Origin of the sequence: Streptomyces spinosisporus (genome assembly GCF_022698145.1) — a bacterium.
GTDB lineage: Bacteria > Actinomycetota > Actinomycetes > Streptomycetales > Streptomycetaceae > Streptomyces > Streptomyces spinosisporus.
In genome coordinates, this window is the sequence record NZ_JALDAX010000011.1 from 206,934 (window position 1) to 223,437 (window position 16,504).

A 16,504-nucleotide genomic window follows, 5' to 3' on the forward strand; every position below is an offset into this window, starting at 1 on the left:
CCTCGACCCTCCGCGATGCGCGGACCGGCAGCCAGCACCCCCGGAGGGTTACCCTTCAGTCCATGGCGACCGACAACGCCCTGGGCGAGTTCATCAAGGCCCGGCGGGGACGGATCCCGCCCTCCCGCGTGGCACTTCCGGCCCCGGGAAGGCGCCGGGTCGCGGGACTGCGGCGCGAGGAGCTGGCCCGACTGGCGGGCATCAGCGAGCCGTATCTCGTCCGGCTGGAACAGGGCGTCGACCGGCATCCCTCACCGCAGGTGCTGCGGGCGCTCGCACAGGCCCTGGAACTCGACGCCGACGGTGCGGCGCATCTGTTCGCTCTCGCCGCCCCCGAACCCGTGGGACCGTCGCGGACCGAGGTCACCGCGGATGTGCACCAGCTGCTCGACGCATGGGTCGGCACCCCGGCGTATGTGCGCGACCGCCGCTTCGAGGTACTGGCCGCGAACAAGTGGGCGCGCGCACTCGCCCCGATGTACGAGCCCGGGCACAACCTGGCCCAGGACGTCTTCCGCGACCCCGCGGCACGGCGCCTCTTCCCCGACTGGCGTCAGATCGCCGCCCAGACCGCCGCGGCCCTGCGCGCCGAGGCCGACCCGCGCGATCCCGGCACCGCGCACCTGATCGAGGAGCTTCGGACGGACGACGACTTCCGTGACCTGTGGGCCCGGCACGACGTACGGCCCTCCCGCGACGAGCTCAAGCGGTTCGCACACCCGGTCGTCGGGGATCTCGCCCTGCGGCGGCAGGCCCTGACCGTCGGCGGCGCGGAACAACAGGTGATCATCGTGTACCAGGCGGCCCCGGGGAGCGCGTCCGCGGCGGCGCTGGCCCGGCTGATCTGAGCCGAGTCGCCGGCGGCTATCCGGAGCGGCGGCGGGCTATTACTCGTGGGGTAATCGACGGTCCTCCGGCCCACTGCCAGGATCATCGGCGTAACCAGTCCGGCTCTTCTCGGAAGGGGACGTCATGTCCGCCTACGCGATTGCTCATCTGCAGGAAGCCGCCCCGCACCCGGAGATCGCCGACTACATCGAGCGCATCACGGCGACCTTCGCCCCCTACGGCGGCCGGTTCCTCGTGCACGGCGCCCAGCACGAGGTGAAGGAGGGCGCATGGCCCGGGCACGTCGTAGTGATCGGCTTTCCGTCGATGACGGACGCACAGGCCTGGTGGGATTCGGCCCCCTACCAGGAGATCGCCCCCTTGCGCTCACGGCACATCGACGGGGACATCATCCTGGTACCGGGCGTCCCGGACGACTACGACGCCACTGCCACGGCACGGAAGATGCGGGGGGCGCTGCACGACTGACGGTCCTGCCCGGTGGTCCCTGCGGACGTCGTCGCGAGGCGGTGCGGCGGGCCACCGGTAGACTGCCACGTCATGCCCGTAGGCCGCCACACTCCAGGACCCGGCGCGACGACATCCCTCCTGTGGCCGTCCGGAGGGGCGCATCAATGGCCATCGGGGGCGACGACGTCGGTGCAGTCCCACCCCCGCGGACATCTGGTGTACGCGGCCGGGGGCGTCCTGTCGGTGCACACCGAGAGCGGCACGTCGATCGTTCCCGCCAACCGCGTGGCGTGGACCCCCGCCGGGTTCACGCACTACCACCGCGCGCACGGGCACACCGATATGCGGATCCTGTTCCTGCCCGCGTCCCTGGCCCGGCTCGTACCCAGCCGTCCCGCCGTGTTCCTGGTCTCCGACCTCGCCCGCGAGATGCTGCTCGCCCTCACGGGCCCGCGCAACTACGACCCGACGGCGGACAGGTACGACCGCGCCGCCCACGCCCGGCTCCGTCGCGCACTCGTCGACGAACTCCGCGAGGCGCACGAGCAGCCACTGCAGCTGCCCGAACCACGCGACGATCGCCTGCAGGCCGTCGCACGGATCCTGTACGAACAGCCCGCGGACAATTCCTCACTGGCGGAACTGGGGCGCAGGACCGGAGCCGGCGCCCGCACGCTCAGCCGGCTGTTCCACGACGAACTCGGCATGACCTTCTACGAATGGCGCACTCAACTCCGCATCCACCACGCCCTCGTACTCCTCGCCGACGACCACGACACCACCCACGTCGCCCACGCCTGCGGCTGGTCGAACCCCAGCAGCTTCATCGCCGCCTTCAACCACATCATCGGCACCACACCGGGCCGCTACCGATCCGACGAACAGCGCCGCAGCGCACACTGACGTGAGCACCGCCTTTCGTAGGAGAGGGCTCGTGTGCACGTAGGCCTTGCTGGTCATCAAGCCCGCACTACACCCGAGTTGCGAGTCGGCGACGGCCCGTTTGAGGAAACGCATTCCGTACGACCGTAGAAGCATGCCATCACCTTCCGACGAGCCGTCCTCCCGAGCGGCGGGCGCCTTTGCGACCGGTTGCGTCCTGGTGCTCGTGTTGATGGCGGACGTGTTCGCCGGGCTGCTCGTCCTCATCGTGCTCGCCGTACGGGGGCTGGGCCGGATGGACGCCGGTGCCGGGCAGCCGCCGTCCGGGCCGCCGCCCGTGGACTGGACGCCCGTGCTGGGGTGGGGGGTTCTGGGAGTGGCGGCAGGAGTGACCGGCCTGCTCTTCCTGCGGGGTGGAAGCCGGGGCATCGGGGCCCTGCAGCTGGCGGTGGGCGTCGTTCTGGTAGGTGCCGCGATGTCGGCCTGGCCCTGAACCGCCATGCCGGGCAGGGCTATTGGCTGTGGCCCTCGTGCTGGACTCCTCCGTTGTGCTGCCGGACTTCACCGAGGGTCACTTGTTGGGGGAGCTTCGTCATTCGGGGGGCGGCCGGGTGGGAGACCGGTCGTGTCGTGGTCCCCTCGAAGCGGCTCGGGAAGGGGAACTTGCGCTCCAGGAAACCGTGGATGGCGGCCTGCGCCTCCGCTCGCGCCTCCGGAGGAGTGTCCACGTCGTTGAGGCAGAAGAAGTCGATGTCCTCACCGGCGGTCAGCCGGGCCAGGCGGCGCCGCATGTCCGGGGTGCCCAACTGTACGTAGCGGAAGCGGTAGTGGGCCGGGACGGCGCGGCCGGTCGCGATGGCCCAGTGATGGTGGAGCGTGGAGGCGGGCGCGACGTCGGAGGTGGAGCGGAAGCGCGAGTAGGAGGTGCGCTCCAGTTCGTCGATGCCGAGGCTCTCCATCTCCTGCATGACCGACAGCAGTTGGGGGTGCGGGGTGTGCAGCGACTTGTGCGTGACGTACCGGCCGTGGAAGCGCCTGATCACCTCGCGGGCGTTCTTGCCCGCGGAGTTGGGGGCGGGCTCCAGGGAATGCGGGGCCCCGAGACCGAGCTTCAGAGGCGAGAGCGGGATACGTGCGATGCCGTTGCCGTGGAAGAAGTGCTCTGCCCGCACCGGCCGGTTGATGAAGACGTCGTCGTTGAAGTAGAGGTAGTGGCTCGACAGCCCCGGTATGTGGTGCAGACTGCTCTCGATCGCATGGGAGTTGAAGACGGGGAGCGCGGCGGCCGGGAGGATGTCCTGGTGGTCGACGACCGTCAGGCCCGCCGCGTCCGGGTTCAGCCAGGCCGGGATCTGGGAGTCGGTCACGAGGTACACGTGCCGCACGAACCCGGCGTACATGTCCAACGAGCGCAGCGCGTACTTGAGTTCGTCATGACTCGTGTAGCGCGAGGCACCGGTCTCGCGCGGGGCGATGGCGTTGTCGTAGTCGTAGATCCGCTGATGCGCACGGCGTTTGGCGGCCATGGTGGGGTCGTCCCCGTCGACCCAGGTGAAGACCACGTCGACGGGGAACCGCACCTCGTCGACGGTGGACTCGGCGAACGGCGCGAACGTCGGCACACGGCGCCGCGGCCCGGTCACCGCGGCGGGCTGCTGCGCCACCGCGGGGAGCACCTCGGAGACGGCGTTGCGGCGCGGGGCGACGAGCGCCGGGCCGTAGACGTCCCCCAACTGGCTGCCGGGCACGGTGAACCAGGAGGGATCGGTCCCCGGCGCGGTGCCCAGGTCCCTGCCGTGCCGCCAGAACTCGATGTCACAGCCGGCCTCGGTCCCGCTCAGCACCTGCCCCGCGGGGCCCAGGCGCACCACCCCGGTCCGGAGCACCGACGCCTGCCCCACCGCCCGCGGCAGGCTTCCGTCGGCCCACAGCACCGCACGCGTCACGGCGCCGTCCGGTCCGACGGCCCCGACGTACTCGGGCGTCCGGGCGAAGCGCTGCGCGGCGCGGGCGAGGACCGTCTCGCGGTACGACTCCTCGACACCGACGACAGGGGGCCGGGGCGTGCCGTCGCTCTGGTCGGAAGGGACCTGGAAGTACGGCACTCCGACCGCCTCCAGCAGGGTGCAGACCCGCTCGAGGTCGGCCTCGTCGGCGTCCGCGGCGGTGTAGGCGGCGACCGTCGGCCCGTACAGCCGTACCGGCCCGAACGCGACCGGGCGCAGCCCGGGGACCGCGGCCCTCAGGCGTCGTCTGGCCCGCATGCTGCGCACTGTCCAGAACCGGGCCCACAGTGCGAGCCGGAAGCGCACCAGCAGATCCCGACCGGCTCGCAGGCCCGCGGGCATCGCGGGGCGGTGGCGGATGTCCATGGACGCGGCCCCGTCAGTTCCGCTTCTCGAAGGGACTCGGGAACGGGAAGTAGTGTTCGAGGAAGTCGTTCATCCGGGCGCCGACCAACTCCCGTTCCTCCGGCGGCACATCGACGTCGTTGAGGCAGAAGAAGTCGAAGCGGCGGGTCCGGCGCAGATCGTGCAGGCGCTTCTCGGCGTCCGGGCGGCTGATGTTGACGTACCGGAAGCTGAAGCTGCCCGGCACGCCACGGCCGGTCATCAGCGCGTACTGGTAGAGCAGCGGCGCCGTCATCGCCACGTCCTGCGGGGAGCGGAAACGGGACGCGGTGGTCCGGCGGATGTCCTCCGCGAAGAGCTCCTCCAGCGCCAGCAGCGTCTCGCGCTGCTGCGGCAGCGGAGTGTGCATGAAGTTGTTCGTGGTCATCCGCCCGAACTTCTCCCACAGCAGCCGACGGACGTTCTTGCTGGCGGAGTTGGTGGCCGTCTCCTCGGCGTGCGGCTTGCCGATGCCGATCTTGAGGGGGGACACCGGCACCTTCATGAGCCCGCTGCCGTGGAAGAAGTGCTCCGCGGTGACCCGACGGCCCACGAACACGTCGTCGTTGAAGTACAGATAGTGGTCCGACAGACCCTCGATGTGGTGCAACCGGGTCTCGATGGCATGCGAGTTGAAGACCGGCAGCACGTCCGCCGGGAAGATGTCGCGGTGGTCGACGACGGTGATGCCGGGGGCCTCGTCGTCGAGCCAGTGCGGCTTCTGCCCGTCGGTGACGAGGTAGATGTGCCGGACGAAGTCCGCGTACATCGCCAGCGAGCGCAGCGAGTACTTCAGTTCGTCATGGCTGGTGTAGCGGGAGGCGTTGGTCTCCTTGTCCAGGATCTCGGCGGTGCCCCGCCCCTGGTAGCGGGCCCGCTTGGCGCGCATCTCGGGCTGCTCGCCGTCCACCCAGGTGTAGACGACGTCGACGGGGAAGGTCACGTCGTTCACCGTCGGCCGGGTGAACGGCACGAAGCTCGGCAGCTCACGGTCGCCGACCTGCACGGTGGCCGGCTTCTGCTCGGAAGCGGGAAGCACGTCGGTGACGCCGTTGTTCCGGGGCGCGATCAGGGATTCGGCGAAGATGTCGGCGGAGGCCTGCGGCTGGACCTTGGCCAGTCGGCGCGGTCCTTCCTCCGAGGCCATGAGCGCGGCCCCGTCCTCCCAGAACTCGATGTCACAGGCGAGTTCGGGCCCGGCGAGCAACTGGCCCGCGGGCCCCAGGTGGTTCTCGCCGATCCGCAGCGTGGGCGCCGTGCGCAGGGCGGCGGGCAGCACGCCGTCCATGAACAGTGCGGGGTGCAGCAGCTTTCCGCCGGGCAGCGGCCTGCCGATGAACACGGCCTTGCCCGCGTTCTGAGCCTCCAGCGCGGTGAGGAACCGCTCCCGGTCGACGGCGTTGACGCCGACCGTGTGCCGCGTACGAGAGCCCGGCACCAGGAAATGGGGGATTCCCTCCTGCTCCAGGGCGGCCACGACCAGACCGAGATTCGAGGCGGCGGCCTCGGCCGCGCTGAAGCCGGTCACCACGCGTCCGTAGAACCACTGGCCGCGCACGGCCACCGGGCGCAGCACCGGGTCGGTGACCGCGGCCCGCCGACGGCGCCGCATGGTGCGCAACTGCCACACCCTCTCGGCGGCCTTCCGCTCGACTCGTGGGCGCATCCGCCGGGCAAAAGAGCGCACGGTCACCTTTTGAGCTCCTCTTCACCAACTCCTGTACGTACCTGCGATATCCAGACCGACGCGCGTGACGAAAGGTTGTACGAGATGTCTCCGGGAATTTACGTGGCGCACAGCCAACGCACTGCTGTTTGTGCTAGCGGTGGCGGAATATGCCGGCGGGCGATGAGTTCCGGAGCCGGGCGCGGTCTACCTCAGTACAAGGGCAGTACAAGGGACAGCTGCGCACGAATTCTGTGAGGGATCATGACCACCCACGCACTACCACCCGTCGTCGACGCCGCGACCTGGGAGCGCCGGCTCGAAGCGCTGCGCGCCCGCGAGAAGGCCGCCACACGGGAGCTCGACGCCATCGCGGCCGAGCGCCGCCGCCTGCCCATGGTGGAGATGCCCGACTACGTCCTGGAGGGCGAGGACGGCCCGGTCCGGCTGGCGGAGATCTTCGAGGGCAAGAGCCAATTGATCGTCTACAACCACATGTGGTTCGCCGGCAAGGAATGGCAGTGCCCGGGCTGTACGGGATTCACCTCGCAGTTCACCCGGCTGGAGTTCCTGGACAGCTACGACGCGCGCTTCGTGATCGTCACTCAGGGGCCGATCAAGGAAGCGCTCGCCTACAAGGAGCGCGTCGGCAACCGCATGACCTGGTATTCGACGGCGAACAGCTCGTTCGGAACCGACGTCGGCGCACCGCCCGACGGTGGATTCGCGGTCAATGTGTTTCTGCGGGACGGCGACAGGGTCTATCGCACCTGGCACACCAATGGCAGGGGAACCGAGCAGCTCAGCCACACTTTCGCACTGATCGACACGCTGCCGTTCGGCCGGCAGGAGGAATGGCAGGACTCTCCCGAGGGCTGGCCGCAGTCGCCCACCTACAGCCGGTGGCCGCGCTCCCAGGACATCGCCGCGCTCTACGGCCCGGAGCCGGGCGCGAGCTGAACGGCCGGCCCGACGGGCGGAGGGCGTACCGCTGCCGCGGTGTGCCCTCCGCCCGCGGGGCCACACAGGGCGACCGTCGGTGACGCAAGGTGGTTCAGCAGCGGATGGGGGCGTTGGGGCGGCCCTGTGAGACTGTGAACCATGGATATCGCTCGGCGGAACAACATCACCGTCACCGGCAACCCGCAGGGACCCACCGTGGTGCTCGCGCACGGGTTCGGATGTGATCAGAACATGTGGCGGCTGACGGTGCCCGCGCTGACCGAGGACCACCGTGTGGTGCTGTTCGACTACGTGGGCTCGGGCCGCTCGGACCCCGCCGCGTTCTCGGCGGAGCGGTACTCCTCCCTGGAGGGATACGCCCGGGACGTCGTGGAGGTGTGCGAGGCGCTCGACCTTCGCGAGGCGGTGTTCGTGGGCCACTCGGTGAGCGCGATGATCGGGGTGCTGGCCGCCGACCTGGCTCCGGAGCGGATCGGCGCACTGGTGATGATCGCCCCCTCCCCGCGCTACATAGATGACGACGGCTACCGCGGCGGTTTCGGAGCCGACGACATCGAGGAACTGCTGCAGTCCCTGGAGTCGAACTACCTGGGCTGGTCGGCGGCCATGGCACCGGTGATCATGGGCAACGCGGACCGGCCCGAACTCGGCGAGGAGCTCAAGAACAGCTTCTGCGCCACCGACCCCGACATGGCGCGCGTCTTCGCGCGGACCACGTTCCTCTCGGACTCGCGAGACGATCTGAAGCGTGTGAACGTCCCCACGCTGGTGCTGGACTGCACCCACGACGCCATCGCTCCCCGTGAGGTCGGCGCGTTCGTCAGCCGGGCGATCCCCGGATCGACGCTCGTCACGCTGGACGCGACCGGCCACTGTCCGCACCTGTCGGCACCCGAAGCGGCCAACGAGGCCCTACGCGCCTTTCTCGCGGACCTGCGATGACCTGCCGCTCCGGGCACTCCGACCCGTCCGACGCCGACGGCGACCGGATGGCGGACGCGGCATTCGCCGCACTGCTGGAGGACAGTGCCGAGGAGCTGTACGAGAGCGCCCCGTGCGGGTACCTGTCCACCCTGATGGACGGCACCGTCGCGAAGATCAATGCCACGCTGCTGGGCTGGCTCGGCTTGGAACGTGCGGCGGTGGTGGGCCGGATGCGGTTCAGCGACATGCTGAGCGTGGGCGGAAAGCTGTACCACGAGACGCACTTCGCGCCACTGCTGCAACTTCAGGGCGAGATCAGCGGCATCGCCTTCGAGATCAAGCAGGCGGACGGCGGCCGGATGCCAGTGCTGGTCTCCTCGGTGGTCAAGCGTGCCACCGACGGCGAGCCCCTGCTCATCCGCACCACGCTCTTCGACGCCCGGGACCGCCGTGCGTACGAGGAGGAGCTCCTACGACGCCGCAAACTGGCCGACGAGGCGCGCATGCGGGCGGAGGTCGACCGTGCCAGGCTGCAGGACGCCCTCGCCGTCCTCCAGCGGTCACTGCTGCCGGACACGCTGGTGCGGGTGCCCGGACTGGAGACGGCGGCCCACTACCACACGGCCTCTCCCGACCGGCTCGGCGGCGACTTCTACGACCTCTTCCCGCTCGACGACAAGCGCTACGCCTTCTTCCTCGGAGATGTCTGTGGCAAGGGACCCCAGGCCGCCGCCGTCACCTCGCTGACCCGCTACACGCTGCGGGCGGCCGCACTGCACGACGCCGACCCCGTGAAGGCCCTCGCCACCCTCAACACGGTGCTGCACGAGCGCTACACCGGCAGCGGTGACCCCCGCCACTGCACCGTCGTCTTCGGGACGCTCGAACCGGACCCGGTGACGGGCCGGGTCGGCGTCCACCTCGCCTCGGGCGGTCACCCCCCGGCCCTGGTGCTGCGTGCCGACGGCACGGCCGCCTTCCTACCGACGCCCGGCGGCCTCCTGGTCGGCGTCCTGCCCTCCGCGACCTTCGCCACCGCCATGACGGTTCTCGCCCCCGGCGACACCCTCCTGCTCTACACCGACGGCCTCACCGAGGCCCGCACCGGCGAAGACCGCACCTCCCTGTACGGGGAGGACGCCCTGTTGGCCTTTGTCACGGAGCGCGCCGGAGAGCCTCCGAGCGCCGTGATCAAGGCCCTGACGGACCTGCTGGACAGCTTCGGCGACGGCCTCGACGACGACACCGCCCTGCTCGCCCTCGGCATACCGGACGCCAACTCACGGGCGGACGACGGATGGTGAGCGTGCTGCGGCTCCTGTTGCGCTAAAAACCGCGGCCCTCCGCCCCTACGCTGCTGACCCCTTACCCCGCTGAACTGCCGTGCACCCGTACGGCCGTGGCCAGATGGTCGGCAAGGGGTGCGGGCAGCGCGCTGCCGTCGGTGGTCCGCAGGAGGGCGTCGGCGATCAGGCGCAGTTTCGTGTTGCTGTGCTGGGACACGGTCACGAGCACCTCCCAGGACTGCTGGGCGTTCAGCCGGAACGACGCCATGAGCATGCCCCGGGCCAGGTCGATCGCCGCGTGGCTCTCCAACGCCTGGTGCAGCTGGGCGTTCTCGGCCGCGATGTCGGCGCCGGGCGGGTCCGCCTCGCGCGTCGTTCCGATCGCCGGCGGCCCGGAGTCCGCAGCTCCGGCCGCGAAGAGGGGGAGAACGCCGGTCAGGGCGAGCAGACGTTGAACGGCCGGGCTGGTGGTCCGCAGCACGAAGCGCTTGGCGCTCGCGCGCGCCCGGTCGTGCACGTCCAGCAGCACGTTGAGGGCCGCGCAGTCGCAGAAGTCGACGCCGGCGAGGTCCAGTTCGAGACCCCCGGAGGTACGGTCGAGCGCATCGTTCAACGTCTGCTGGAGCAGTTGGTCGCTCTCCAGGTCGAGTTCGCCTGAGACCGTGACCACGAGCCGGTCCCCGGACATGTCGAGGCTCAGCGTCACCGGCGCGGGCAACTGCGTCGGCCAGGCCGCCGTGCCGCACTCGGGGCAGGGCTCGTCGCCGTGGGGAAGGGCCGTGTGATGGGACATGGATGCTCCCGGCACATACCGTCTTCTCGACTGCCTCCCAGCATCGCTCCCCGGTGCGTTCAACGTCAACCAGCACACGAAAAGGGATTCGTTCTTCGGGATGCGTGAACTGTTGGCCGTATGATGTCCTTCATGGACCGAGCGCCGGAATCGCATGCAGGCTGGACGTTCCTGACCAACCACTCCCGTGTGCTGGCTGCCATCGCCGACGACCGCACCACCCGTGTCCGTGACATCGCGGCCCGCTGCCGACTCACCGAACGGGCCGTGCAGAAGATCATCGCCGACCTGGAGGGGGGCGGTTACCTCACCCATGTCCGGGAGGGCCGCTCCAACGTCTACAGCGTGGCGACCGACAAGCGACTGCGCCATCCCGCGGACGCCCCGGCCACGGTCGCGGAGTTGCTGTCGATCCTGATCCACCACGAATCGACGTACGCGTCCGCCTCGTCCGCCCCGACCGCCTCGTCCGTCGAGGGTCATGAGGCGCCGTAGAGAACGGTCTTCGCCGTATCCGCAAGCGCCGTCGGGACGGTCTGCTACGGTTCACTTAACCGATCTAGTTGCGCGTTCGTGACCGTTCGGCGGGGCGGCGACGGATCGCAGGTGCGCAGGATCAGGAGGACCTCCGTGGACAGGGCCGAGGCGCAGCGCAGCACATACGAAGCGGTTCAGCGGCTGAGGGACGCACCCTTCGTCGCCGAGCGGCCCGCCTACTTCAGCCCGGCCGCGGCGGCCCAGGACAGGAGCAACGACCAAGGGTCCTTCGCCCACTTCGCCCAGACCCTGCTCCCCCTCGAGTACACCAACTGGGCCGAGGAGTGCGCCGCGCATGTCACCGCCTGCTACATCGGCGACTGGTCCAGTCTGCACAAGGTCCTCGTGCGGGGCCGGGAGGCCCGGGACTTCCTCGCCTGGCTGGGCATGAGGGATCTGTCCCGCTTCGAACTCGGGCAGATCAAGCACCATGTGCAGCTCGACGCCAACGGCTGGGTGGCGTCCGAGGGAGTCCTCTGCAGGCTGGGCGAGGAGGAGTTCCTCTATACGGCCGGCAGCGGGGACTGGCTGATCTGGCAGTTGGGTCAAGGGAGTTGGGACGCACAGGCGGTGGACGTCAGCCCCGACCGGTTCATCTTCGGAGTGCAGGGACCCGCGGCCCTGGACACGCTGGAGAAGCTGACGGGGGAGAGCCTGCGCGACATCGCCTTCAGCCGGAGCCGGATGTCCCGTGTCGCCGGGATCCCCGTACGGGTCCTGCGCACGGGCATCTCGGGCGAGCTCGGCTACGAGCTGCACGGTTTTGCCGCGTACGCCAACGAGATCTGGTCGGCCACCGTCGAGTGCGGCGGGCCGTTCGGGATCCGCCAGCTCGGCCTCAGATCACAGCCCGTGCAGCACATCGAGGCGGGCATCGCCACCAACGGCCTCGACTACCTGCCCGCATCGATCCTGACGCCGGGCGCGCCGACACAGTTCAGGAGGGGCAGGCCCGGCGGCAGCTACGTACCGGACAACGGCATCTCGGACTACTTCCGCAAGCCCGGCGAGTTGGGCTGGGGCTTTCGCAAGGCGGTGCCCGACCGTGACTTCCTGGGCCGGGAGGCGCTGGCCGCCGATGCCGCCGGGGGAGGCCCCGGTCGGACGCTGGTGGGCCTGCGCTGGAACGCGGAGGACGTCGCCGGCATCCTCACCGCACACCTCGGTGAGGGCGAGCTGCCCGACGCCATGGAAGTCCCGCGCGGCCGCGGACCGGCCTTCGATCAAGTACTCGTCGACGGGCGGCAGTCGGGCGTGTCCACCGGCCGCACCCTCAGCGTGAACCTGCGCGCGACCATCTCCCTCTGCGTGATCGACGAGGCCCACGCCACCCCCGGACGCGACGTGGTGGTGCTGTGGGGGCGCTCGGACACCCCCCAGCGCGAGGTCCGCGCGACAGTGACCCCACTGCCCTTCAAGCCGGACCGTCGGCGGACGGACGTGTCGCTGCTGTGAGCGGACGGTGTGCGCGGCCCCGACCTGCGCCGAGGCCTACGACTGGTCGCCCTGCCGGCGCACCATCTCGGTGATCCAGGTCGGCGCGAAGGGGGATGTGCAGCCGGGGGACGTCGGGTAGTCCTTGAGGACTTCCAGGCGCTCACCGATCGCGATGGCACGGGTGCGGTACTCGGCGTGGGAGATGCCGATCTGCGCCAGGCAGTGGTTCATCGCCCACTGCAGCCGGTCCGGGGCGTCCTTCATCTCCGCCTCGATGACGTCGAGCAGACCCGGGAGGTCGAGGCCCTCGGGCTTCTTCGCGACGCGTTCGGTGGTCAGGGCCCAGCCGGCACTGGCGACCACGGGGTCCGGGTCGTCCGACCAGGCAAGGCGCAGCTCTTCGGCGTGCGGGTTCTTCTTCACCACGTAGTTGACGAGCCAGTCGTGCACCTTGGGTGAGCGCGCCTGCCGCAGCATGACGTCCAGCTCGTCACGTGCGAACGCCTTCGGGCGGCAGATCAGAAGCGCCAGCAGACGTGCCGCGGTGTCGTCCGTCTCCCAGAGCCGACGCGCGAGGTCCTGCTGCGTCTTCAGCCGCTTCGCGAGGGCCCGCAGCTTGGAGAGGTTCACACCGTGATCGTCACCGTGGCGCTCGTTCACCGCACGGATCTTCGGGTCCTCCAAGGTGGCCAGCTCGGCCATCACCTCGGCGACCGTCGTCCCGGTCAGCGCTGTCCCGGCCATCTCGGCCTCCTGTGTCTCACGTGGGCGTGGGCCTTGTTCGGCCAGATCCTTCTCCAGGGCCCGCGCCGTGGCGTCCAGGGTCGCGACCAGCGACTGGAGGTGGTGCGGGTCGTAGCGCATGCTGGGCATGGACACGGACAGGCCGGCCAGCGCGGTGCCGTCCGGGTCGCGCACGAGCACGCCGACGGCCACGAGACCACGCTCGGACCGCTCCTTGTTGACCGCGAACCCGGTGCGGCGCAGCCGCTTCAGCTCCGTGCGCAGCCGGGCGAGATCCGGCCGGTCGGCCGGACGGTCACGGTACCGCTCAGGGGCGTAGGCGGCGTCCAGCTCCTCGTCGGTGAGCTCGGCGAGCAGCAACAGGCCCGCCGTCGTGCGGTGGGCCGGGAAGACCATGCCCTCGCGGGAGCCGACCCGCAGCGCCTGCCGGCATTCGACGCTGGCGATGAACCGGGCCGTGTCGCGGGTCCGCACGATCAGGTTCGTGGTCTCGTCCAGCAGATCGACGATCCGCTGCAAATGGGGCAGGGCCGTCGTACGCAGCCGTGACACCAGGGACGGCGACTGCGCGGCGGGCTCCAGCACGGGCCCCGGCCGGTAGACGCGGCCCTCGTCCTGCACGGCGAAGTCCCGGTGGACGAGCATCGCCAGCAGCCGGTGCGCGGTCGACCGGGCCACGCCCAGCCGCTCGGCGATCTGCGACACCGTCGCTCCGCCCTCCATCTGCAGGATGGTCGCCGCTCGCAGCGCGTGGTCCACACTGGCGATCGGATACGGCGGCGGAGTCCTGAGCGGCTTGTCCATGGCACGTCCCTCGACATTCTGCTCTCCAGAATCTACCCGTCCCCCTGCCGGACGCGTAGCACGCTGAGAAACGTGACGCAGTCCTCCCTCGCCCATGACACCGCCCAGGGCTCCCCGGTCCGGCTGCGGGCCGTCTCCGCCGCGGGGCAGCCCGAGGTCACCCCGGCACTGCAAGAGCTGTACCGGGGCTTCGAACGGGAACTCCTCGTCCCGCTGTGGACCGAGATCGGCGACCTGATGCCCGCCCACCCCCGCTCACGCGCCGTGCCGCATGTCTGGCGCTGGGAGCGCCTGCGGGAACTGGCCGCGCAGGCAGGCGAGTTGGTCCCGGTCGGCCGCGGCGGCGAGCGGCGCGCCATCGCGCTGGCCAACCCCTCCCTCGGGGGGAGGCCGTTCGCCACGCCGACCCTGTGGGCCGCCGTCCAGTATCTGATGCCCGGCGAGGACGCCCCGGAGCATCGCCACACCCAGCACGCCTTCCGGTTCGTCGTCGAGGGCGAAGGAGTGTGGACCGTCGTGGGCGGTGACCCCGTTGCCATGCGGCGCGGCGACTTCCTGCCGCAGGCGGGCTGGAACTGGCACGCCCACCACAACGCCACCGCCGCGCCGATGGCCTGGATCGACGGACTGGACATCCCGTTCCAGTACGTCACCGAGGCGCAGTTCTTCGAGTTCGGACGCGACGAGATCGGTGACGCCGAGCGTGCCACTCCCGACCGCTCGCGCTCCGAGCGACTGTGGGGCCACCCCGGACTGCGCCCGGTCTCCGCCACCGCCACCGGGCCCGGTTCGCCGCTGCTGGCCTACCGCTGGGAGCACACCGACCGGGCCCTGAACGACCAACTCGCCCTCGAAGCCGAGGGATTCGGCGCCGCGGTCGAGCCCGGACACGCCGCCGTACGCTTCAGCGACCCGGCGACCGGTGCCGATGTCCTGCCCACCCTGCGCGCCGAGATGCACCGGATCGCACGCGACGCCGAGACCGCTCCCGTCCAGGAGACCGGCTCGTCCGTCTACCAGGTCTTCGACGGCTCGGGCCGGGTCACCGTCGGCGACCGCAGCTGGACGGTCACGCGCGGCGACCTGTTCGCCGTGCCCTCCTGGCAGCCGCTGTCCGTGCGCTCCGAGGCCGGCGCCACCGACTCCGACTCGGGCGCCCTGGACCTCTTCCGTTTCAGCGATTCCCCGGTCTTCGAGGCCCTCGGACTCGGTCGCACCCAGGTGGAAGGAACCACCCGATGAAGCTCGCGACCATCCGGACCGACGGGACGACCCGGGCCGTACGGCTCGACGGCGAGGTCCTGGTCGATCTGGGCCTGCCCGACGTGGGCACCCTGCTGAAACAGGACGGCTGGGCGGAGTCGGCCGCATCGGCGACAGGTACGGAGCTTGCGGCGGCGGACGCCGACTTCGCGCCGGTCGTCCCCGCCCCCTCGAAGGTGGTGTGCGTCGGCCTCAACTACCGCAGTCACATCGAGGAGTTGGGTCGCGAGCTGCCCGAACACCCGACGCTGTTCGCCAAGTTCGCCGACTGTCTGATCGGCGCGTACGACGCCGTCGTCCGGCCCGAGGAGACCGAGCAGTTGGACTGGGAGGTCGAACTGGCCGTGGTCGTCGGCACACAGGTGCGCCGGGCCCGGGGCGCCGAGGCGGAGGCCGCGATCGCCGGGTTCTGCGTCCTGAACGACATCACGTGCCGCGACTGGCAGTTCCGTACCCGCGAATGGCTGCAGGGCAAGACGTGGGACTCCAGCACACCGGTCGGCCCCTGCCTCGTCACCCCCGACGAACTGCCCGGCGGAGTGCGCCCCGCCCTCGACGTACGCCTGAGTGTCGACGGCGAGGTGATGCAGTCCGCGTCCACCGGCGACCTGCTCTTCGACCCGGTCGACCTGGTCGAGTACGTCTCCACGATCGTCCGCCTCAACCCGGGCGACATCATCGCCACCGGCACCCCCGGAGGCGTGGGCCACGCCCGCAGGCCCGAGCGCTACCTCTCCGGCGGCGAGACCGTCGTCGCCGAGATCCAGGGCGTGGGCCGTCTGGAGAACCGGGTCGTCAAGGAGAACACGTCATGACGCGCCGGACCTTCGACGACTCCCGGCGCTGGACGCGTCTCGGCACCGAGCTGTTCCTCAAGGCGACCGAGGCCGGCCAGGACGGCCCCAGCGCCCTGCCCGGCTGGAGTCGTGGACATGTGATCGCCCATGTGGCCGCCAACGCCGACGCGTTGGGCAACCTAGTGCACTGGGCCGCGACCGGCGAGCCGACCCCGATGTACTCCTCGCCCGAGGAACGCGCCGCCGGGATCGAGAGCGGCGCCCGGCTGCCGGCGGCCGAACTCACGGCATGGCTGCGCCGGTCCGCCGACGCACTCGCCGCGTCCATGGACGCGCTCGACGAACCGCGGTGGCGGGCGCCCGTGGTGACCGCCCAGGGGCGTACCGTCCCGGCGAGCGAACTGCCGTGGATGCGGGCCCGTGAAGTGTGCGTGCACGCCGTCGACCTCGCCGCCGACGTCTCCTTCGCCGACCTGCCCACCGACTTCCTCACCGCCCTGTGCGACGACGTGGCCGCCAAGCGCGCCGCGGCCCCGGGCCCTGCCGTGACCCTGCGGGCACCGTCCGCCCGAGCCGCCTGGAAACTGCCCGGCCACGGCGAAACCGCCCTGGTCGCAGGCGAGTTGACGGACATCGCGGCCTACCTCACCGGGCGGAGCGCCGACCCGCACACCGCCGACGGCGCGCCCGCACCCCCGCTGGGCGCCTGGCTCTGAGCC

16 protein-coding genes and 1 pseudogene are annotated in these 16,504 nt (G+C 70.5%); 12 read left to right on the top strand and 5 right to left on the bottom strand.

Features of this window, described 5'->3' with window-relative positions:
- The first annotated feature begins 62 nt into the window (after positions 1–62).
- The 4 genes from MQN93_RS27350 (at position 63) to MQN93_RS27365 (ending at position 2,674) form a co-directional block, all read left to right on the top strand.
- Positions 63–848 carry a helix-turn-helix domain-containing protein gene (locus tag MQN93_RS27350; protein ID WP_242711649.1) on the top strand — a complete coding sequence of 262 codons (786 nt, stop codon included), beginning with the start codon at positions 63–65 and terminating at the stop codon, positions 846–848.
- Between the two features lie 124 nt (positions 849–972).
- Complete coding sequence (locus MQN93_RS27355; protein WP_242711650.1) at positions 973–1,317, top strand: DUF1330 domain-containing protein; 345 nt, start codon at positions 973–975, stop codon at positions 1,315–1,317.
- Between the two features lie 171 nt (positions 1,318–1,488).
- Positions 1,489–2,202, top strand: a complete 714-nt coding sequence (locus MQN93_RS27360; protein WP_242711651.1) for an AraC family transcriptional regulator — start codon at positions 1,489–1,491, stop codon at positions 2,200–2,202.
- Between the two features lie 133 nt (positions 2,203–2,335).
- On the top strand, positions 2,336–2,674 hold the full coding sequence (locus MQN93_RS27365) for an inner-membrane translocator (protein WP_242711652.1): 339 nt from the start codon (positions 2,336–2,338) through the stop codon (positions 2,672–2,674).
- A 19-nt stretch (positions 2,675–2,693) separates the two neighbouring features.
- Here MQN93_RS27365 and MQN93_RS27370 read toward each other — a convergent pair whose 3' ends face one another.
- The gene (locus MQN93_RS27370) at positions 2,694–4,553 is read right to left on the bottom strand and encodes a stealth family protein (RefSeq protein WP_242711653.1); all 1,860 of its coding nucleotides are present in this window, start codon (positions 4,551–4,553) and stop codon (positions 2,694–2,696) included.
- A gap of 13 nt (positions 4,554–4,566) precedes the next feature.
- Positions 4,567–6,264 (bottom strand): stealth family protein, encoded by a 1,698-nt coding sequence (locus MQN93_RS27375; protein WP_242711654.1) that lies wholly within the window; start codon positions 6,262–6,264, stop codon positions 4,567–4,569.
- 237 nt (positions 6,265–6,501) lie between these two features.
- On the opposite strand from MQN93_RS27375, the gene MQN93_RS27380 reads away from it, so the two are divergent.
- The 3 genes from MQN93_RS27380 to MQN93_RS27390 all read left to right on the top strand — a co-directional run bounded on the left by MQN93_RS27380 (position 6,502) and on the right by MQN93_RS27390 (position 9,428).
- Positions 6,502–7,197 carry a DUF899 domain-containing protein gene (locus MQN93_RS27380; RefSeq protein WP_016432954.1) on the top strand — a complete coding sequence of 232 codons (696 nt, stop codon included), beginning with the start codon at positions 6,502–6,504 and terminating at the stop codon, positions 7,195–7,197.
- Between the two features lie 141 nt (positions 7,198–7,338).
- Entirely contained in the window at positions 7,339–8,142 is an 804-nt protein-coding gene (locus MQN93_RS27385; protein ID WP_242711655.1) for an alpha/beta fold hydrolase, read from the top strand.
- Positions 8,139–9,428 (top strand): PP2C family protein-serine/threonine phosphatase, encoded by a 1,290-nt coding sequence (locus MQN93_RS27390; RefSeq protein WP_242711656.1) that lies wholly within the window; start codon positions 8,139–8,141, stop codon positions 9,426–9,428. Before MQN93_RS27385 ends, MQN93_RS27390 begins: the two co-directional genes overlap by 4 nt.
- 61 nt (positions 9,429–9,489) lie before the next feature.
- Here MQN93_RS27390 and MQN93_RS27395 read toward each other — a convergent pair whose 3' ends face one another.
- Complete coding sequence (locus tag MQN93_RS27395) at positions 9,490–10,203, bottom strand: anti-sigma factor antagonist (protein WP_016432951.1); 714 nt, start codon at positions 10,201–10,203, stop codon at positions 9,490–9,492.
- Between the two features lie 132 nt (positions 10,204–10,335).
- Between MQN93_RS27395 and MQN93_RS27400 the strand changes: the two genes are divergently transcribed.
- A complete protein-coding gene (locus tag MQN93_RS27400; RefSeq protein WP_242711657.1) occupies positions 10,336–10,698 on the top strand; it encodes a winged helix-turn-helix domain-containing protein in 363 nt (120 codons plus the stop codon).
- A 135-nt stretch (positions 10,699–10,833) separates the two neighbouring features.
- Positions 10,834–12,195 (top strand): aminomethyl transferase family protein, encoded by a 1,362-nt coding sequence (locus MQN93_RS27405; protein ID WP_242711658.1) that lies wholly within the window; start codon positions 10,834–10,836, stop codon positions 12,193–12,195.
- A 36-nt stretch (positions 12,196–12,231) separates the two neighbouring features.
- On the opposite strand, the gene MQN93_RS27410 is transcribed toward MQN93_RS27405, so the two are convergent.
- Together MQN93_RS27410 and MQN93_RS27415 are read right to left on the bottom strand one after the other, a co-directional pair.
- On the bottom strand, positions 12,232–12,921 hold the full coding sequence (locus tag MQN93_RS27410; protein WP_242711732.1) for a DNA alkylation repair protein: 690 nt from the start codon (positions 12,919–12,921) through the stop codon (positions 12,232–12,234).
- Positions 12,922–12,957: 36 nt separating this feature from the next.
- A pseudogene (locus MQN93_RS27415) lies at positions 12,958–13,725 on the bottom strand (IclR family transcriptional regulator); the annotation flags it as partial.
- 72 nt (positions 13,726–13,797) lie between these two features.
- On the opposite strand from MQN93_RS27415, the gene MQN93_RS27420 reads away from it, so the two are divergent.
- From MQN93_RS27420 to MQN93_RS27430, 3 genes are read left to right on the top strand one after another with little or no spacing between them, the layout of a single operon-like run.
- Positions 13,798–14,967, top strand: a complete 1,170-nt coding sequence (locus tag MQN93_RS27420; protein ID WP_242711659.1) for a cupin domain-containing protein — start codon at positions 13,798–13,800, stop codon at positions 14,965–14,967.
- A complete protein-coding gene (locus tag MQN93_RS27425) occupies positions 14,964–15,803 on the top strand; it encodes a fumarylacetoacetate hydrolase family protein (protein WP_242711660.1) in 840 nt (279 codons plus the stop codon). Before MQN93_RS27420 ends, MQN93_RS27425 begins: the two co-directional genes overlap by 4 nt.
- The gene (locus MQN93_RS27430) at positions 15,800–16,501 is read left to right on the top strand and encodes a maleylpyruvate isomerase family mycothiol-dependent enzyme (protein WP_242711661.1); all 702 of its coding nucleotides are present in this window, start codon (positions 15,800–15,802) and stop codon (positions 16,499–16,501) included. The genes MQN93_RS27425 and MQN93_RS27430 overlap by 4 nt, the downstream gene beginning before the upstream one ends.
- The last annotated feature ends 3 nt before the right edge of the window (positions 16,502–16,504 follow it).